The 16,379-nt window shown below is 55.2% G+C and carries 9 protein-coding genes; 6 read left to right on the top strand and 3 right to left on the bottom strand.

The genetic code is table 11. The features are described 5' to 3' along the window. The first annotated feature begins 14 nt into the window (after window positions 1–14). The 6 genes from AC1BI1_RS02170 to AC1BI1_RS02145 all read left to right on the top strand — a co-directional run bounded on the left by AC1BI1_RS02170 (window position 15) and on the right by AC1BI1_RS02145 (window position 13,321). The gene (locus tag AC1BI1_RS02170; protein WP_476715625.1) at window positions 15–1,067 is read left to right on the top strand and encodes a uroporphyrinogen decarboxylase family protein; all 1,053 of its coding nucleotides are present in this window, start codon (window positions 15–17) and stop codon (window positions 1,065–1,067) included. A 1,633-nt stretch (window positions 1,068–2,700) separates the two neighbouring features. Further along, window positions 2,701–5,502, top strand: a complete 2,802-nt coding sequence (locus tag AC1BI1_RS02165; RefSeq protein ID WP_476715624.1) for a DUF499 domain-containing protein — start codon at window positions 2,701–2,703, stop codon at window positions 5,500–5,502. Then, window positions 5,468–6,436, top strand: a complete 969-nt coding sequence (locus tag AC1BI1_RS02160; RefSeq protein ID WP_476715623.1) for a PglZ domain-containing protein — start codon at window positions 5,468–5,470, stop codon at window positions 6,434–6,436. Before AC1BI1_RS02165 ends, AC1BI1_RS02160 begins: the two co-directional genes overlap by 35 nt. An 18-nt stretch (window positions 6,437–6,454) precedes the next feature. Beyond that, window positions 6,455–10,039, top strand: coding sequence for a DUF1156 domain-containing protein (locus AC1BI1_RS02155; RefSeq protein ID WP_476715622.1), 3,585 nt, complete (start codon window positions 6,455–6,457; stop codon window positions 10,037–10,039). Then, window positions 10,036–10,536 (top strand): hypothetical protein, encoded by a 501-nt coding sequence (locus AC1BI1_RS02150; RefSeq protein ID WP_476715621.1) that lies wholly within the window; start codon window positions 10,036–10,038, stop codon window positions 10,534–10,536. Before AC1BI1_RS02155 ends, AC1BI1_RS02150 begins: the two co-directional genes overlap by 4 nt. Continuing rightward, window positions 10,517–13,321, top strand: coding sequence for a DEAD/DEAH box helicase (locus AC1BI1_RS02145; protein WP_476715620.1), 2,805 nt, complete (start codon window positions 10,517–10,519; stop codon window positions 13,319–13,321). The genes AC1BI1_RS02150 and AC1BI1_RS02145 overlap by 20 nt, the downstream gene beginning before the upstream one ends. Window positions 13,322–13,384: 63 nt before the next feature. On the opposite strand, the gene AC1BI1_RS02140 is transcribed toward AC1BI1_RS02145, so the two are convergent. From AC1BI1_RS02140 to AC1BI1_RS02130, 3 genes are all read right to left on the bottom strand, one after another. After that, the gene (locus tag AC1BI1_RS02140; protein WP_476715619.1) at window positions 13,385–13,546 is read right to left on the bottom strand and encodes a hypothetical protein; all 162 of its coding nucleotides are present in this window, start codon (window positions 13,544–13,546) and stop codon (window positions 13,385–13,387) included. A gap of 459 nt (window positions 13,547–14,005) precedes the next feature. Beyond that, window positions 14,006–14,260, bottom strand: coding sequence for an AbrB/MazE/SpoVT family DNA-binding domain-containing protein (locus AC1BI1_RS02135; protein WP_476715618.1), 255 nt, complete (start codon window positions 14,258–14,260; stop codon window positions 14,006–14,008). 803 nt (window positions 14,261–15,063) lie between these two features. Beyond that, entirely contained in the window at window positions 15,064–16,374 is a 1,311-nt protein-coding gene (locus AC1BI1_RS02130; RefSeq protein WP_476715617.1) for an acetamidase/formamidase family protein, read from the bottom strand. Between the last annotated feature and the right edge of the window lie 5 nt (window positions 16,375–16,379).

Below are 16,379 nucleotides of genomic sequence, written 5' to 3'. Positions count from 1 at the left end.
CAGGAGGTCATAGCATGGCAAAACTGACACCCAAAGAAAGGATTATCCGTACCATTAAGCACGAGGAAGTAGATATGCACCCGGTTCAGATCGATTTTACGCCTTCGGCCCTGGACAAACTTTCCCAATATTTTGAGCTGCAAGGTGAGCAGGGCTTACTGGATGTTACAGAAAGTGATATTATTTATGCTTACCTGAATGACCCTTATGGCCAACAGCGCAACCGGGCAACTATCAACCGCCAGGAGAACATCCTTTATGATGAATGGGGTATCGGCTGGGATAACCACGCCGAAGGGGCCAATTTCCGGGTTCATCCCTTGAAGGACATGGAAAAGTGGGAATCTTACCAGCTTCCTGATCCCAATAGCGAACACCTGATGGATATCGCCATCGATACGATTAAAAAGTATGGCGGCACTCACTTTATCTGTTCTTACCAGAATATCTTACTGTTTGAACGAGCCTGGGCCCTCAGGGGCCTGGAAAACTTCATGTGCGATATGGTGGTCAACCGGGATTTTGCTGAGGAGTTATTAGATAAAATAGCCGATTACCAGGCCGCCGTCGCCAGGCGATATGTGGCTCTGGGTGTTGATGGAGCCCGCACCGGCGATGACTACGGTGCGCAAAAAGGCCTCCTGTTCTCCCCCAAACTCTGGCGGGAGATGATAAAACCCCGTCTCCAGCGAATTTGGGATGTGTACCTGGAAGCCGGTATCCCCATCATTCACCATACGTGCGGTGATGTAACGGCTATCCTTGATGATATGGTCGACATGGGGCTTAGCGTTTTGCACCCTGTTCAGCCCGAAGCCATGGACATAGAATACCTCAAGAAACGTTATGGTAAAAACTTGACTTTCTATGGCGGCATAGGTGCCCAGAGCGTTTTGCCCTTTGGAACCCCCGAGGATGTTGATAATACTGTCCGTCATTGTGTTGAAGTCTTGGGTAAAGGCGGCGGCTATATCATTGCTCCTTCCCAGCATATCACCTCGGATGTTCCTTTAGAAAACATTATTGCCCTGGTTAAAGCTATTCGCCGATACCGCACCCTCTTTTAAACGTTCTGGCGTAATAATAACAAACGAGAAGATTAAATCGGGTAGAAGGGGATGATTAGCCCCCCTCCTCCCACCTATGAAAAAAAATGCACGACCATTTCCTTATAATTCAGGACGCTAACCGTCGCTTATATGAAGCACGAGAGATAGAGAAAGAAGTAAGCAAGGAGAATATACCTCCCTTTGCTAACCCTGACGATAGCTGGTGTATTATCTGCCTGAATGCCAAGAACCTATTTCGCGGCAATATTTTTTGCGTATAACTATAAGATAGAGAAATGCAAAAAGGCCATCCTACAGGAGTACGGTAGGATGACCTTTTTGAATAATACATCACCTTTCCGGAATACGAACCGATTAATCCCGTTCGAACTACGGCGTTAAACGGTTCCGCACAGTGGTTAATAAACCAGTTTCTTCCGTCGGTGATGCCTGCCTACCTCAGGCAGGTGCCTTCGCCTACGGTGACACCCTAGCCGAGCGGGTTGCCGTTGCTAGACTAATAGTGAGGCGGACTCACTCGTAGCGGACTTTACATTCGTGGCCCCACTGCTCAACGCTTCAATGAAAGGTGCCCAGCAGGTGTAGTTGGCCCCCGATTTAATACTCCGCCCGGTCCGTGAGGAGGAACTCGAGAGCTGGTTGAACGACAGCCCGGCTTTCCTCCCCGGCAAACCTTCCCGTCCCCTTCTATCAATTGGTCTCTCTCGAATGCTGCGTTGAGGTCCGGCACTACTGGGAAAACCGCATCAACGGCCTTCCGGCACCGTTAACTTCTGAGGAAAGGAGCGTTATAGTGAGCTGGTCGGTTCCAGAATCCGGATAATCGGCTCAATGATTTCTTCAACCTTGCGCCGGGGGATACTTGCAGAATAAATTAAGGGATACATGTAACCTCGTCCGAGACATAACGAAATTTTGGTAGTACCCTTCTTCTCAGTCTAGGCTGTTTTCAAGTTCTTGGAGCAAAATGGAGGCCTATCCGCCGTAAGATAGTCCTGCTGCTGTATGCAGGAGTTTCTTGAACGGCAGCGAATAATACCAAAATAGTGCAGAAATTGGGCCGGAGATGCTGCTGGCTCCATGCGTGTTATGTAGCAATAACCCCCAGGGGGGGGGTGAGCGTGACCCGCCGGGCGGATCGCGGGTAACGTCCTAGCGCGCGGCGCCGCGCCGGCGGGCCCCCTTCTTCCATTCTTTGTCCTTGTTGCTGGACGTTGACGAGCGCGACAAGTGCGGTCGGCTCCTGGTGTATGTCTGGTTTCCCCGCCAGAAACCGGGTAGGAGCCGGGGGTCCGGGCCGAGATATTCAACGCCAAGCTGCTGCTGACCAGCATAGCCCAGGTGATAACCGTCGCGCCCAACGCAAAGTATACAGAACTTGTTTGTGAAGCTTCATCAGGAGGCCAGGGAGGCGGAAATTACCTACTAACCGTCTAGGCTGTCCGGCGCTACCAATAATGAAAATAAGTAAAAGGCTATTTTCGAACTAATACAAATCCTACCGCCGGTCATATTAAAAAACTCATGGGGCAATTGGTTTTGGTTGTTGCGGTAGTGGCCAGCAAGTCAAGGAATTAGCTAATTTAGGAAAAAGAACGCTTAAATAACCATCGAAGGCAGGGTAATCTTTATGTTAGGCCTTAGGCTCAGAGACGAATTCCTTGGCCCGCAAATGCCTGGCACAACTATTATGCTGCGCAGGCCGGATAACACCGGTTCCACTCAGCAAAGTCCTGACCGTATACTTTCCATAACCTATCCAACTGCAGATGTGGTGACAGCATTGCGGGCGATAAGCGTTGAACGTGCCGGCCGCCCGATCGTACTTCTGGGTGACCGGGGACGTGGGAAGTCGCACATAATGTCGGTCATGCACCACGCTATTGAATCGCCAGACTACGTAGAGGCCTGGGCCAGAGAATGGGGAGAAAGATTGGGCATAGGCGCGCTACAGAACTTGCATCTGCAAAGAGGATTTCGCGCTATTTCCGAACCTGTACACAATCAAGAATACCCGTTGCTTTGGGAGCTCTTGTTCGATCGGCACCCCAGGGGCGAACTATTCCGGGGCAAGTTTCAGCAAATAGGGCATCCCTATCCCCCGCGCTCACTCATCGAGGAAATGCTTACAGCCCAGCCGATAGTCTTGATCTTGGACGAGTTCCAGAAATGGTTCGACGGACTGCGCGACGAACCCGGCCCGGAGGGGAGGAAGTATAGAACTTGGGCGGAGAATTTCATTCAAAACCTTTCCGAGATCTCCAAAGAACGGCCTGACCTTTTAATACTAGTGGTTTCGGTCCTGAACAACAACACGGAGGCGTTTCGCCAGGTTCACAGAGTCGGCCCGGTTCTTATTGATTTTCGCGGGCCGACTGCCAAGCAGGATCGGCAGAAATTGGTACTCTACCGTCTTTTTGAAAACAGGGAGAACATACCAACCTCTGATATCAGGCATCTTACTGCCCCTTATGCAGCCGAGCGCTACCGCCTGCTCTTCTCCCACCTGCCGGAATCCGAGCGCGGGCGCGTCGCTGAGGAAGTGGTAGCCTGTTGGCCCTTCTCGCCAGAGCTGCTGGAGCTCTTGGAGGACCAGATACTGATGGCTGAGGCCGCTCAGGAGACCAGGGACCTCATCCGCATTTTGGCCCAGGTGTACCGGGCCAGGGGCGAAGAGGTGCCGATTATTACCCCGGCAGATTTCTTCGTTGACGATGACTCTTGTGGCGTCCAATCCCTACTTGATTCCATATCTGCCAGCGCACATCACGAGCGGCTACGGGAAATTGCCAGACGGAACCTAGAGGCCGTTAAAGCCACCAATACAGTGATACCTCATGCTCGGGAACTGGTGAGCGCGCTGTGGGTGCGATCCATGTCCCCCTGGTCAAACGCGGGCGGCACGCGCCAGGAACTCCACCTGGATATCACTCGCCACGAAGCTATCGATGACAATGCCTTCCAGGGCGAGATCGTACAATTGATAGAGAACAGTATTAACATCCACGGGGAGGAAAGCCCGGAGGGCCAGCTGCGGTTCGCTCTTGAAGAAAACCCGCGTTCGAGGGTGAGGGCAACGGCGAGGAATGACAGGTTTTGGCAGCCAGGTTCGGCCACCCAGGCGGGGCAGGTGCGTTACCCGGGCAAGGATATCGAACATATTCGTAATACGCTCCGCCATCTTCTTGTTCCGGCCGACCGCGAACCTCCTTCTAGGGTAATTGTCTTGGGCCCTGACTGGGCTAACGATCCCTGGGCCGACGTTGATGAGGCAGACAGGCCCGGCCGCTGGGAACGTCCAGTACTTATCCTCGTGCCCGATCCACTCCCGATAAGCGACGGGAGAATTCCCGAACTGGGAATGTGGTTGGTCCGGCATGTTTCCACCCGGCGCAATACCGTACGCTTTCTCCTCCCCGAGGCGGGAAGCAAGGGCCTGTATAAAGATGTGGAGCTCTTGTTTTGCGCCCGGTGTTCTTATCTTACCTCCATTGCCTGGAGAGATGACCCGAAGTATAGGGCGCTAAAAGACGAATTTGACAAACCGCTCAGGGAGGCCCTTAAGAGGCGCTTTGACCGTCTCGCGATCCTGAAGCGCTGGGACTACCGCAATCCCGAGCAGTGTATTTTTGAGGTGGAGCGCATTAATGCCCAAGGTGAGGAGATACCATCCGCAGTTGAAAAGAGGGTTACGGAGGACCTTTTTGATCCTGAGGCCTTTCAAGAGCTACTTATTCAGCGGGCCGGAGAATCGTTTCTCGTGGGCAAGCTCCTCGACGAGCTGGTCGAGCCTCCACCGGCCGAGTCTCGCGACGCCATTCCCTATTTAGGCGATATCAGGATTTACGAAGAGATTCTCAAGGCAGTGGCCCGGGGCAAGCTGGTGGTCAACGTCGGCGGCACCTGGGTAGGACGCCTGCCGGAACATGCCGACGACGAAGAGGCATTGCGCTACATCCGCTCAAAAGCGTTTTGCTCCGGGCTGGACATCCGCGCGGTACAATTAGGGCTCCCTTCCTCAGTAGGCGGGGCAACGGTAACGGCGCCGTCGGCCGGAACCGCGACCATATCACCGGAGCAGGAAGCATTGGTAATCAGAGAGACGGCCCCCCTACCCCCTGGTCAGGTCACCCAGTTGTCGCCCGCTGTTGCTGGGGCTGCTGTTGGAACGAGGCCCTCAGGTATACAGAAGACCTGTTTGACCGAAGAGCCGAACACCGGAATCAATCTTTGCGGTTACTTTGAGAAATGGTGTCTTTCACCCGAGCACACCCTGGATACGGTAAAGCTCGAGTTCCGCGGCCTTACGGTGCAACAGGTAAAACAAATCCTCCAGCGACTACCATCTTTCGCCCGGGCCTTACTAGAGGTTACCTATACGGAAGAAGGGAAAGACAATGGCCGCCTGTCCTTGGGTGGAGATAATTTTTGATTCCCCGTCAGCTTCAGAGGTGTGGAAAGCAATCTTCGGGCGGCTCAGAGACCTGGCCGTGGCCGGCCTAGCGCCTACAGAGCTTCACCACCAAACCGTGGCTGCAGACCGCCTGCTTGCGGAGAGTGCGTGGGAACTTTGGGTGGCGTACCAGAGGGAGGCTCTACGGACTTCTGAAGCGCTGCGTCAGTGGTGGTCCGCGCCTACGTCACTCGGCCGGGCTGTGCTTATCCTGGACGCCTTTTCCTTAAGGCAGCTTACCCCGCTCTTGGAGGGAGCCCAGGCCCGTGGCCTCTCGCCAACAAAGATAAGAGTAACGGGATCCGAAGTACCCTCGGACACCGACCAGTTTGCTGTGGCCCTGGGGGTGCCGGCCCGTCACCGGTTGGAGAATAACGGCGCCCCCGCAAGCTTCGTATTCCGTGACGGGCCGGTCTTCACCCATGTCCTCAGCATACCCTTTGAGGATAGCGCGGCGTACGTCCCGGCCGCGCCAAATGTCTTTATCTGGCATACTTGGCTGGACGATCTTATCCATGTGTACAGAAACTCACCCGAACAAATCGCCAGAGAAGCTTCGAGGGTTCTACGGAGCGAGGGTTTCTGGGCCTTTGTGGATCGCCTGCGGCAAGGAAGAAAGCTAGTCATTACGGCCGACCACGGGTACGCCGAAAGCCGGCTGTTTTCTAGCGAGGAAACCGACCCGGAGGTAGTCGAAGCGTTACGAGGTACTTTTGGTGCCTCCCGCTACAGCGTGGCCTCCGGGCCGTGGCCGGCCAGGTCCATGCCACCGGTAGTGCTAACCGAAAACAACTTCCATGTAGTTATGGGGCAGCGCAAATGGAAGGTCCAGGGCGGGTTTCCCCACCTGATCCACGGTGGACTCAGCCTTCTCGAAGTGGCGGTGCCGTTCGTGGAATTTCCCCCGCTTTGATGGGAGGGTGATCCGAAAATGCACGGAGCAAACGAGCCACCCAATCTGGGCAAGGCTGTGCGACTGCCCGTACCCGACTTTAACGATCCCCGGCGGCCCCCGGTCTGCCTGGAAGTAGACTTTCCCATTGCGCCTATCAACGCCCTCTCTAAGCTCGAGGGTAACGCCGGCAAACCCATTTACCAGATGTCAAAATGGTGGGCGCGGCGCCGTTCCAGCGTGTTCCGGAGTCTCTTGATCGCCGCTGCCACCCAGGCTCCCCAGGATCCGGCTCAGGCGGCGAAGCTGGTTTGGGATCACTACTACGCCAATCACCAGAAGGCCGGTTCCTTCAAGAAGTTACGGGTATTGGATATCTTCATGGGCGGTGGCACTACCCTGGTCGAGGGAGCGCGGCTGGGCTTCCACGTGGTGGGTGTGGACCTTAACCCGGTGGCCTGGTTTGTCACCAAGAATGAACTCGCCTGCAGCGACCCCGAACAAGTTAAGGCCTTCTTTGACCACATTGAAGCAGAGCTCAAGCCCCTCGTCCAGCCTTTTTATGTTACTACTTGCCCGCGCGGGCACCGGGGCCGCTGGATCGATACGGAAACCGGCAAAATTGCCGATGTGGCCCCCCTTAACCTCTCTCCGGAAGAGCGGAAGCGTTACCGCTGGGAGGGCCCCGAGGTTATCTACACCTTTTGGGCCAAGCACGGGCCGTGCCAGAGCCGGGATTGCGGCCACCGCACCCCGATTTTCAAAAACCCGGTTATAGCTGAGAAGAAATTGACCACTGCTTATATCGAAACGACCTGCCCTTCCTGCGGCCACACTTTTAACGTAGAACTGGGCGAGACCCGCCTGGCCCCCGGTGCCGAGCGAGTGGTGCTAGCTACTGAGCCGAGCTTTACCGAGACCACCCAGACTTTTGCCCGTTTGCTGCAAGACTATTCCAAGGGTAACGCCACGGAGCGGTTCGGCCGTGTACGGGAACTCCTTGCCCTTGTGGATCGCGAGCCGGGCCTGCGGTGCCCTAAATGCGGTGCCTTTTCCGGCAACCAGGTCAAGGAGGTCCTTTACCGCCATACCAGGGCGCGCCGGGTCAGCGATTTGAAGAAGCAAGACTTCGGTATCCGCACTCGCCCCGTCCACATGTACCTTTTAATTCATCCAGACTGGTTCCAGGGCGCCGGCGGTTGGGACCACGGGAGGGAAATGGGAGGCTACGCCGGGGCCGACCCGGAGGCGACCATCGCCTGGTTCGAGAAGCGGCTGGAAGGCCTGAGGCTTATTGAAGTGCGGGGCCGGATCAAGCTAACTGAAGAGGAGAGACTTGCCCAAGAGGAAGGAGCAGAAATTCCGGAGGACACCGGGGACGAAACAGAAGAAGAAACTGTCGACCGCAAACAATACGGCCTGCCGCGCGAAATCGTCCTTGCCGACGGCACCAGGATCCAGACACGAGTTGGCACAGTGCCGTCAAAGGCTACCTTTAGTTGCTATAACTGCGGACGGCAGCAGCCGATATTCGATAGTACAGCGGAATTCGGTAAAACCCAGCCTATCGCTGTTTACGCTCTGCAGTGCTACTGCCCGCAGTGCGAGGCGGAAGGGTATAACTACGGCGGGCGGTACTTCAAGGCTCCCGACGCCGAAGATCTGAGGCGCCTGGCTCAGGCGGAAAGGGAATGGGCGGCGCGCCGGGATACCGATTTGGCGGCTTACTGGCCGCGGCAAGAAATAGCTTACGGTGAGAGAACACACAAGAGGGACGCGCTGGACCGGTGGGGCTATACCCACTGGTGGAAGATGTTCAATCCCCGCCAGCTCCTGGTGCACGCCCAGCTCCTCCGGGCCATCACCGAAGCCCCGGAGGAAAAGTGGCCCCTAGATGTGCGCGAGCAGGCACTTGGTGCATTCCAGCAATACCTGCGGAACCAGAATATGTTTGCATTTTGGAATCCACAGCGTGATACGCCTGAACCGATGTTCTCGAATCCCAACTACCATCCCAAGCAGCAAGTAATTGAGAACTGTGTCTTTAATATACTTGGTCGCGGCAACTGGGTTTCATCTTCCCAAAAGGTGTTCCAGGCCGTGCAATGGTCATTAGACCCCTGGGAGTTATTTGTTGTTGGCGCGGCGGCAGGAGTCGATGGAAAAAAATCTGGGAAGGTCAAGCCTGGCGACCCGCTAAAGGGTATTGCCGCAGCCTATTGCGGGTCAGCTACCGACCTATCCATGTTCGGCCACGAGCCCTTCGACCTCGTCATTACTGATCCGCCCTTTGGAGACAACGTGTTCTACGCCGATCTGGCCGATTTCTTTTACGTCTGGCTCCGCATACCCCTCTTGAGGTGGTACGCGGGCCTGCCCGAGCGGGCTTACTTCGAGCCGGAGCGCACGCCCCACGCCCTGGAGGCGGTGGATAACTCCGTGGAGCACCCGGATGACCGGGAGGAATGGGAAAAGGAACCCTTCATTACCCGCGCCATCCTTGCTCAAGTGCGGGCGTTAACGGGCAATCCGGACTTGCAAGAGAAGGACCGCAACCCCCTTTACCGCCCCGAGCCATCCTCCGAATTCTACCAGCAAACCCTTATGGCCTGCTGGGCTGAGGCCAACCGCCTCCTTAAACCCGGGGGCCTCATGGCTTTTACCTTCCACCACAATGAGGATGAGACCTGGGTAAATGTCCTGGAGGCCCTATTCGGCGCGGGGTTCATCTTGGTTGCCACATACCCGATACGTAGCGACGAGACCAAGGGCGAACGGGCGCAGTTTGGTAGCCAGAAAATCGAGTACGACATCATCCACGTCTGCCGCAAGCGTCTCGAACCCCCGCAACCGGTAAGCTGGGCCCGGATGCGACGCTGGGTGAAGGAGGAAACCGCGCGACTCAAAGAGCTGCTTGAGCACTCCCACGGCAAGGGGCTATCGGAAGCAGATCTACGCGTAGTTCTGCGCGGCAAGGCGCTGGAGTTTTACAGCCGTCACTACGGCCAGGTGTATAAGGGCGAGGGCCAGGTGCTTACCGTCCGGGAGGCCCTCCTGGGCATCAACCAGCTACTCGATGACCTGCTTCACGGTGAAGGCGACAACGGTAGGCGCCGCCCGCCCGACATGGCCGAGCCCGCCACCCGGCTCTTTCTATACATCTTCCAGGGGCGCACATCCCTTGCGCGGGACGACCTGCATAAAATGTTGCGCGGCACCGGCGTGTCCCAGGATGACCTCGAGGCGAGGGGGTGGATAAGGTCTGCAGGAACTACGGTGCATGTGGTACCCATCGCCGAGCGCTTCCGCTATTTCACCGCACCGGGCCGCAACCGCAAGGTAATTAAGACGGACCTTGATCAGGCCCATTTCCTTATTGGGGCGGCGCAGCCCGGTAGCGGGGTCAATGTCATCGATGAACTCGACCGGCATACTTTTCAGCTCAAGAAGGCCGTAGATGCCATCCTGGAATGGTACGCCGAGACCGACCCGGACGCCGACATCCGCCAGGCTGCACGCCTGGCCCTTGACCTGATTCGTCACTGGCGGGCCAGACCAACCAGGAATGAGGGGGTCCGTCAGATGACGCTGTTTGACCGTTTGGAAGCGGAGGAAGTGCCATGAGGGAGATGTCCAGCAGTGCATGGCTACGGCGCGGATCTAGCGTGGTCTTTGATAAGTATATTCTCGGTCGTCTGATCGAGGCCGCCAGTCTGGTTTCGCTTCGGCAGGCGCTGGGGTGGTTGAAGGCATGGCCGGTCGAGCCCCCGGGTGGAAGGAACACCTTGCTCGTCAGCGGCCTGGAAACCGTTCTGGAAGTGCTGGACCCGGCGGACGCGGAGGCCTTCCTGCGCAAGCGGGTCAAGCCCTTGATCCTAGAGTTCCAGTACCGGTGGGAGCAGTGCGGCCTCGTGTTTGGGTTTGCCGCCCCGGAGCGTTCCTTCGAAGTCACGGTTGCCGACGAAGAAGTTTTGTTCGTGAGACGGGACGGCGAGCGAGTTCATCTTTCCTTTGCCCTTTGGGACGGCAGCGCTACCCTGGACGTTACCCGATTGGTGCGCGAGGAGGCTCAAACTGGTAGACGGTTTACGGTGGGATACCATGTTGCCAGGATCTCTTGAGCAATTGCAGCCGGGGAAGAAGGTAATGCACCCGGATCTGGGTGAAGGTGTCATCATCGCCCTCGAGCCTACCGGGTTCGCCCGCGTATTTTTCCGCTCCCTCGGCGAGCGCCGGGTATCGGCAGAGGACCTTCGGGAGGTGGAAAGCTGGGCCGACCGGGTGATATCCGGGCTACGACCGGTCACACCCGACGCCCTAGAGCGGTTATGGTTGGCAGTTGAGGCCGTGGAACTGCCGCTTCTGGAGAGCGTTGCCACCTTGACCGCAGCCAAAGTGGACCTGCTGCCGCACCAGATAGTTCTGGTTCACCGCATTGCCAATGCCCAACCCCGGCGGTTTCTTATTGCCGACGAGGTGGGGTTAGGGAAAACCATCGAAACCGCCCTGATTTTACGGGAACTGGCTTTTCGCGGCGAACTCAGGCGGGCGCTGGTTATTGTGCCGGCCGGCCTTGTAGACAACTGGGAGCAAGAACTAAACCAAGTCTTTGATCTGGATTTTGAGGTGTTCGGCGCCGAAGGGGACGTTACGGACCGGAAGTCAAATGCCTTTGCCAGGCATAACCGCCTTATTGTTTCGATCGACACTCTAAAAAGACGTGACCGCGTCAGGCGCCTTCTGGAAGCGCCTCCGTGGGATGTGGTGGTGTTCGATGAGGCACATCACCTGAGTGCTTACCGGAACGGTAGGAAGGTCAGGAAAACCGAGAACTTTAAGTTGGCCGAAGCCCTCCGGGATCGCTGCCGCGACCTTCTGCTACTGTCCGCCACTCCGCATCAGGGCGATCATTTTCGCTTCTGGATGCTTATACGGCTTTTAAACCCTACTTTGTTTGAAGACGAAAGGGATATGGTAGAGAACCGCCACCGCTTGAACGCAGTGGTAATCCGTCGCACCAAGGCTGAGGCCTGCGCGGCCGACGGAAGCCCGCTTTTCGCCCGGCGGGTGGTATACACCCAGGGTTTCACCCTTTCCGTGCCCGAGCGGGCTTTCTACGGTGCCCTGCTGGACTACCTGCGCGAAGGGTATAGTCTGGCCGCCAAGCAAGGGAACCAAGGGCGGGCGCTCGGGTTTGTGATGACGGTTTTCCAAAAGATAGCGGCGAGCAGTTTCGCTGCCGTCAAAGCCACCCTCAAGAGGCGCCTGTTGATGCTTACGATCCAGGAGGCCATTGAACGAGATGAACTCTTGGACGTGGACGGCCGCGATCGGGCCTTGCAGGAGGCTCGGGCCCTCATCCGGGAGATGCATGGGCTTCCCGACGATGCGGTGGGACGGGCCCAGGCGGATCAACTTCTCGCGGAGGCCCGGGTCCAACTGCTAAAGAAGTGGAGGGAGGCAGTGGCCTTTGCGTCGGCCGCTGAATCCTACGATGCCTCTGAGACTGCGGTCGCAGCAAGCGAAGAATCAGCCGCCGCGATGGTTACTGCGGCCCTGCCTAGGGAAAGGCAAAAAATTCGGGACCTTCTGCAGAAGATTCCGGCCGGTACGGAAACCAAAACTGCTGTGTTGCTTAATGCTTTGAAGCAACTATGGCACATCAACCCGAGCGAAAAGGTCATCGTCTTTGCCACCTATCTGGGTAGTATAGAGGCGTTGAAAGACGCCATTGAGAAGGCATTCCCCGACAAAGGAGTAGAAGTCCTCAAAGGTGGTGACCACGGTGCAAAGCTGGCGGCCCAGCGCCGCTTCCGTCGCCAGGATGGACCGAAGGTACTTCTGTGCACGGCCGCGGGCCGCGAAGGAATTAACCTGCAGTTCGCCAGGGTACTTTTCAACTACGATCTGCCCTGGAATCCGATGGATCTTGAGCAACGCATCGGCCGCATTCACCGTTACGGGCAGATGCACACTGCCCAGGTATACAATTTAGTAGCCACTGATACCATCGAAGGCCGCATTTTCTTGCTATTGGAGGAGAAACTTCAGGAGATTGCCAAAACCCTAGGGAAAATTGATGAGCAGGGCCAGATCGCCGAGGATTTTCGGGCTCAGGTTCTCGGGCAGCTAAGCAGCCGCCTAAGTTACGATCAACTTTACCGGGAAGCGATCCTTGATCCCTCGCTTGAACGGAGCCGGAGGGAACTCGAAGTTGCTCTGGCCAATGCCAATCTGGCCCGGGAAGTGGTCTTCGAGCTATTTCAGGACCTCGAGAAGTTCGACCTCAGCCAATATAAGAACATTGAAGACAAAGGGCACGGTATGCGCCGGCTGGTGGCATTTGCCCAGCGGGCGGCTCGTGTGGACGGCGGCGAATTTCGCCAGCTTGAAGAAGGGATTTATGAGTTGGTCCAACCCGGTAAAGAAGGGAAACTGCTGTTCACGACTGATCGCACGAAGGCTTTGCAACGCGATGACCTTCACCTTCTCGGTCTTGAGCACCCTGTTATCAAGGTGTGGCTTAACAAATATTCTTCCCTTCTACCCGAGCAGCGGGCTCTAATCGGGAACTTGGAAGGCAACAGTGAGGCGACGGGTTTGGTCACCGTGTGGCACGTAACGGTTCAAGGCAAGGATGGCCGGATAACTCAAAGGATAGTTAGGTTAGGCATCAGTGCGGACGGTGAGCGGACTCCGTACCTGGAGCGGCTCGCCAAGGATGTTATGGCACTGCATGCCTCCCGTCCGCAAACTCGTCTTAGCTCGGCGGTAATCGCCGGTCTCATCAACAACCGGGCGGCGGAGTTACTGCACCGAGAGCTGGTTTATTCGGGACTGCTGTCAGCAGGGAGTTCCTATACGTCTCGCCTCCTCGCCTGCCTAGTGGTGGAACCTTTAAGGTAGGAGGAAAATGCATTTCATTGTACAATTCCAGTGGTATCCCTCTTCTCCGTTTCTAGACTGTCTTCACTGCTGGATAATTTGGGGTCTACCTCTATAGTCTTTCTTGTACCTCAAGGTGGCCAAGGGTAGCCCCAGGCGAGCTATTATATCTCTGAGTAACGGTAGATCACGTTCATCCAATTCCTCTTCCACCGTCACTTTTTCAACCTTAATGTGAGCATTCATTGCGGTAAACCTAGTACTCCTTTTGCAGCACCATTTTTTCAGCACCAATACATAAATGCTATGAAGATCGAGTGGCTAAAAATCTTAAGGCTACAGGGCTAAATATGGCTCTACACCACGATTTCAAGACTGTAAATAATCTTTAAGAAACAATATGGTAAGTGGGCCTATCTGTCGGGGTAAATTCAGATCGTTGGTGAGAAATAGGGTAGCTTGGCTTTCGATTGCTGTGGCTAACTGTATGGCACCGGGTATGCGTACACGGTATTCGGCCCGGATCTCTGCACAGCGGACGGTATCTATGCCCGTGTTAAGGTGGAAGTAACCGCTTGAAATCTCCCTTGTTCTAAAGGGCTAAAAACGTCTTCCCTAAGTATTGTTGCCGCAGGAGCCGCCTCCAGGTAGTGAACAAAGCAGTTGGTATCAAGTGCAATTTTTTATGACTGCGAACAACTTGGGCTAATTCTCCCATGAATCCCGCTCCTTCTTAACATAGCTGTCAGGGTCTACCCCGTTCCATATATCGCGGTGGAGGCCTAGGAGGTGATCGGCGTAACTCTTCGGCTTAGGGATTATTACTATTGTGTTTCCTATTTTTTGAACTAAAACTTCGTCCCCTCCGGACAGGTTGAGGCTTTTCCGGATTTTATAAGGCAAAACCATTTGGCACCTGGTTCCGAGTTTTAGTGTTTCCATAATGATATCCTCAGACATTAGACAAAAACCTCCTACACAGTAGAAATCTTTATGTAATCTTATTTTAACGTATGAAAAAAGGACATTCCAATATTTAATCCATTTGAGAAGCTCTCAAGTGGAGCAGGTAATTTCGTGCTCCCCATCTCTTCTAAAGCCCAAGACTTTCCGCTCTGGTGACCAGGGGATTTGTACGTTGAGCCTATTATAGGAGTGGACAAAGATGAACCTGTTTAATTTTGAGAAATGGTCCCGTTGCTTCAATATGCCGACGATTCTAGTGGATACATAGGCAGTGTAATTGAGATTGGCCCAGGCAGGCGGGAAAGATCAAGCCCGCCAGGTCATCTCCCAGCTCCTAACAACTTATACCAGAAAGCCTGCCTTCAAAGAAGAGCTCCTGAAATTGAAGGTTTAGCTATATGCCGTGGCGTTTTTCATTTGCAGCCTGGCCCCTCCAATGACCGTCTTTGCCTTTATGCGTCAACTCTCCCAAGCCCTCCTCCCGGCAGGCTTTTTAACCACCATCTCCATACCGGCAAAACTGGAGGATAACCCCCGCCACCCCTTCTCCGGCGCTTTCAGTTAGTGATGTTAAGCGTAATGCCCTTACTGCATCGACCCTGTCATTCACCGGGAAAACAAAAAAGCAGGGCACCTCGCAAGCCGCAGTCCTGCCGAGGAGCCCCTGCCTTACCCGGATACGCCTGTTGTTGACGCAAGCACAGGAGGTTGGCTCCATGCCACCCTCTTTTTTTCATCCCTTCGCTTCGGAAGGACTGGTAAAACTTAACCCGTTTCACCTGATCCCAGAATTTCGCCTATTCTAAACCGTATTGTTCCCGGACCAGTGGCAGCAGACCTACTTTATCCAACCGGTCTACCGGTACCCGGAAAGTGGCCGTCACCACACCAGGAAGTCTCCCGATTTCGATCGCCCCGGTAATAGTTGCCCGGTTCTTCACTTCTGGTATAGACATATCAAACAGTCTGGCGGCCCGTTCAAGAGCATTTTCAGTCGCCGCATTTAAATTCGGTCCGGTGCCAATTACGGAAACTGGAGCCGTCTCTTCGATCCGGTCTAATCCCCACCGTTGGGCTTCCCGTAGGGCAATTTCTTTCTCTGCTACACTCAAGGGGCGTGCTAAATATGGGAGGTCTTCAGGGACTGGGAGGAGAACTGGGCCCTCAAGTGTTAGTCCTTTAATTACTTCAACTTGTAATGTTACTACACCTGAGACGTCGCAAGTATGCCCTGCGATTTCACCATCTCCCTGCAGGGCATGCATATCTCCCATATACACGCCTCCTCCTCGAACTTTAACAGGGCAAATCAGAATGGCTCCCTCCCGCACACGATTGATGTCCATATGGCCATCCGTGCGGGCCTGGGTCAACTGCTCGGGTGTTAGAGCATACTCGTGGGGGGCTCCGATCAAAAACGTCCCAAAGTCACCCGCATTATGCGAATCCGGTATCGGAACGGAAGGCGTGGTTCCTAATTGGCCCAAGAACGGGCGCATCCTGGCCACGGTTCCTACCAAGTCGCTCGGAGCGAATGTAACAATAGGGTTTTGTTGGGAGTTTCCCGGGATTGCCATGTAATAGCGCCCGGCACTAGCGATACGGCCTGCCGCTTCGCGGTGAAGAGTTACACCCAGTTGGTGTCGGTGATCGAATGCTATGGTATATCCGTGGGTGAATACAAACGGCGAGGCTTCTGCCCCGCAATGTACGCATCGTACAGCCTCCGGCCCGGTTCCCACAACATGCGTTTCAGGGTATAATGCACCGCACCCCGGACAGCGGCCTGCAACGTATGGGTCCCCCAAAAATCTACCTTCTATAGCCCGATCGTTCCCAGAAGCTGTCACTGTAGAGGTTACCCGGATGGAGAGGATGCGAATGACAATGGCATCGCCCACCTCTGCTCCTTCCACGTAGACCGGTTGCGTTACTTCATGACCGCCTCGGATGCTTGGAGTGATCATTGGTCCCCAACACCCTGGAGCCGTATGGGCTACGATGTAACCCTTGTCACGCACAGGACCCAACATCGGTTGAGAAGGATCCAAGACACCATTGGTAAAGGTGTTGACGAATACCATTTCCTGTGCCGCTGAACATTCCATAGATT

Source organism: Thermanaeromonas sp. DSM 22490 (genome assembly GCF_056378755.1).
The sequence above is the reverse complement of the archived record's forward strand: the minus strand, read 5'-3'. Positions and strand labels throughout refer to the sequence as shown.

Excerpts from the sequence above, each read along its gene's own strand:
- AC1BI1_RS02160 (WP_476715623.1), top strand. The coding sequence starts at position 5,468 with ATGGCCGCCTGTCCTTGGGTGGAGATAATTTTTGATTCCCCGTCAGCT.
- AC1BI1_RS02145 (WP_476715620.1), top strand. The coding sequence starts at position 10,517 with ATGTTGCCAGGATCTCTTGAGCAATTGCAGCCGGGGAAGAAGGTAATG.
- AC1BI1_RS02140 (WP_476715619.1), bottom strand. The coding sequence starts at position 13,546 with ATGAATGCTCACATTAAGGTTGAAAAAGTGACGGTGGAAGAGGAATTG.
- AC1BI1_RS02170 (WP_476715625.1), top strand. The coding sequence starts at position 15 with ATGGCAAAACTGACACCCAAAGAAAGGATTATCCGTACCATTAAGCAC.
- AC1BI1_RS02150 (WP_476715621.1), top strand. The coding sequence starts at position 10,036 with ATGAGGGAGATGTCCAGCAGTGCATGGCTACGGCGCGGATCTAGCGTG.
- AC1BI1_RS02135 (WP_476715618.1), bottom strand. The coding sequence starts at position 14,260 with ATGTCTGAGGATATCATTATGGAAACACTAAAACTCGGAACCAGGTGC.
- AC1BI1_RS02130 (WP_476715617.1), bottom strand. The coding sequence starts at position 16,374 with ATGGAATGTTCAGCGGCACAGGAAATGGTATTCGTCAACACCTTTACC.
- AC1BI1_RS02155 (WP_476715622.1), top strand. The coding sequence starts at position 6,455 with ATGCACGGAGCAAACGAGCCACCCAATCTGGGCAAGGCTGTGCGACTG.
- AC1BI1_RS02165 (WP_476715624.1), top strand. The coding sequence starts at position 2,701 with ATGTTAGGCCTTAGGCTCAGAGACGAATTCCTTGGCCCGCAAATGCCT.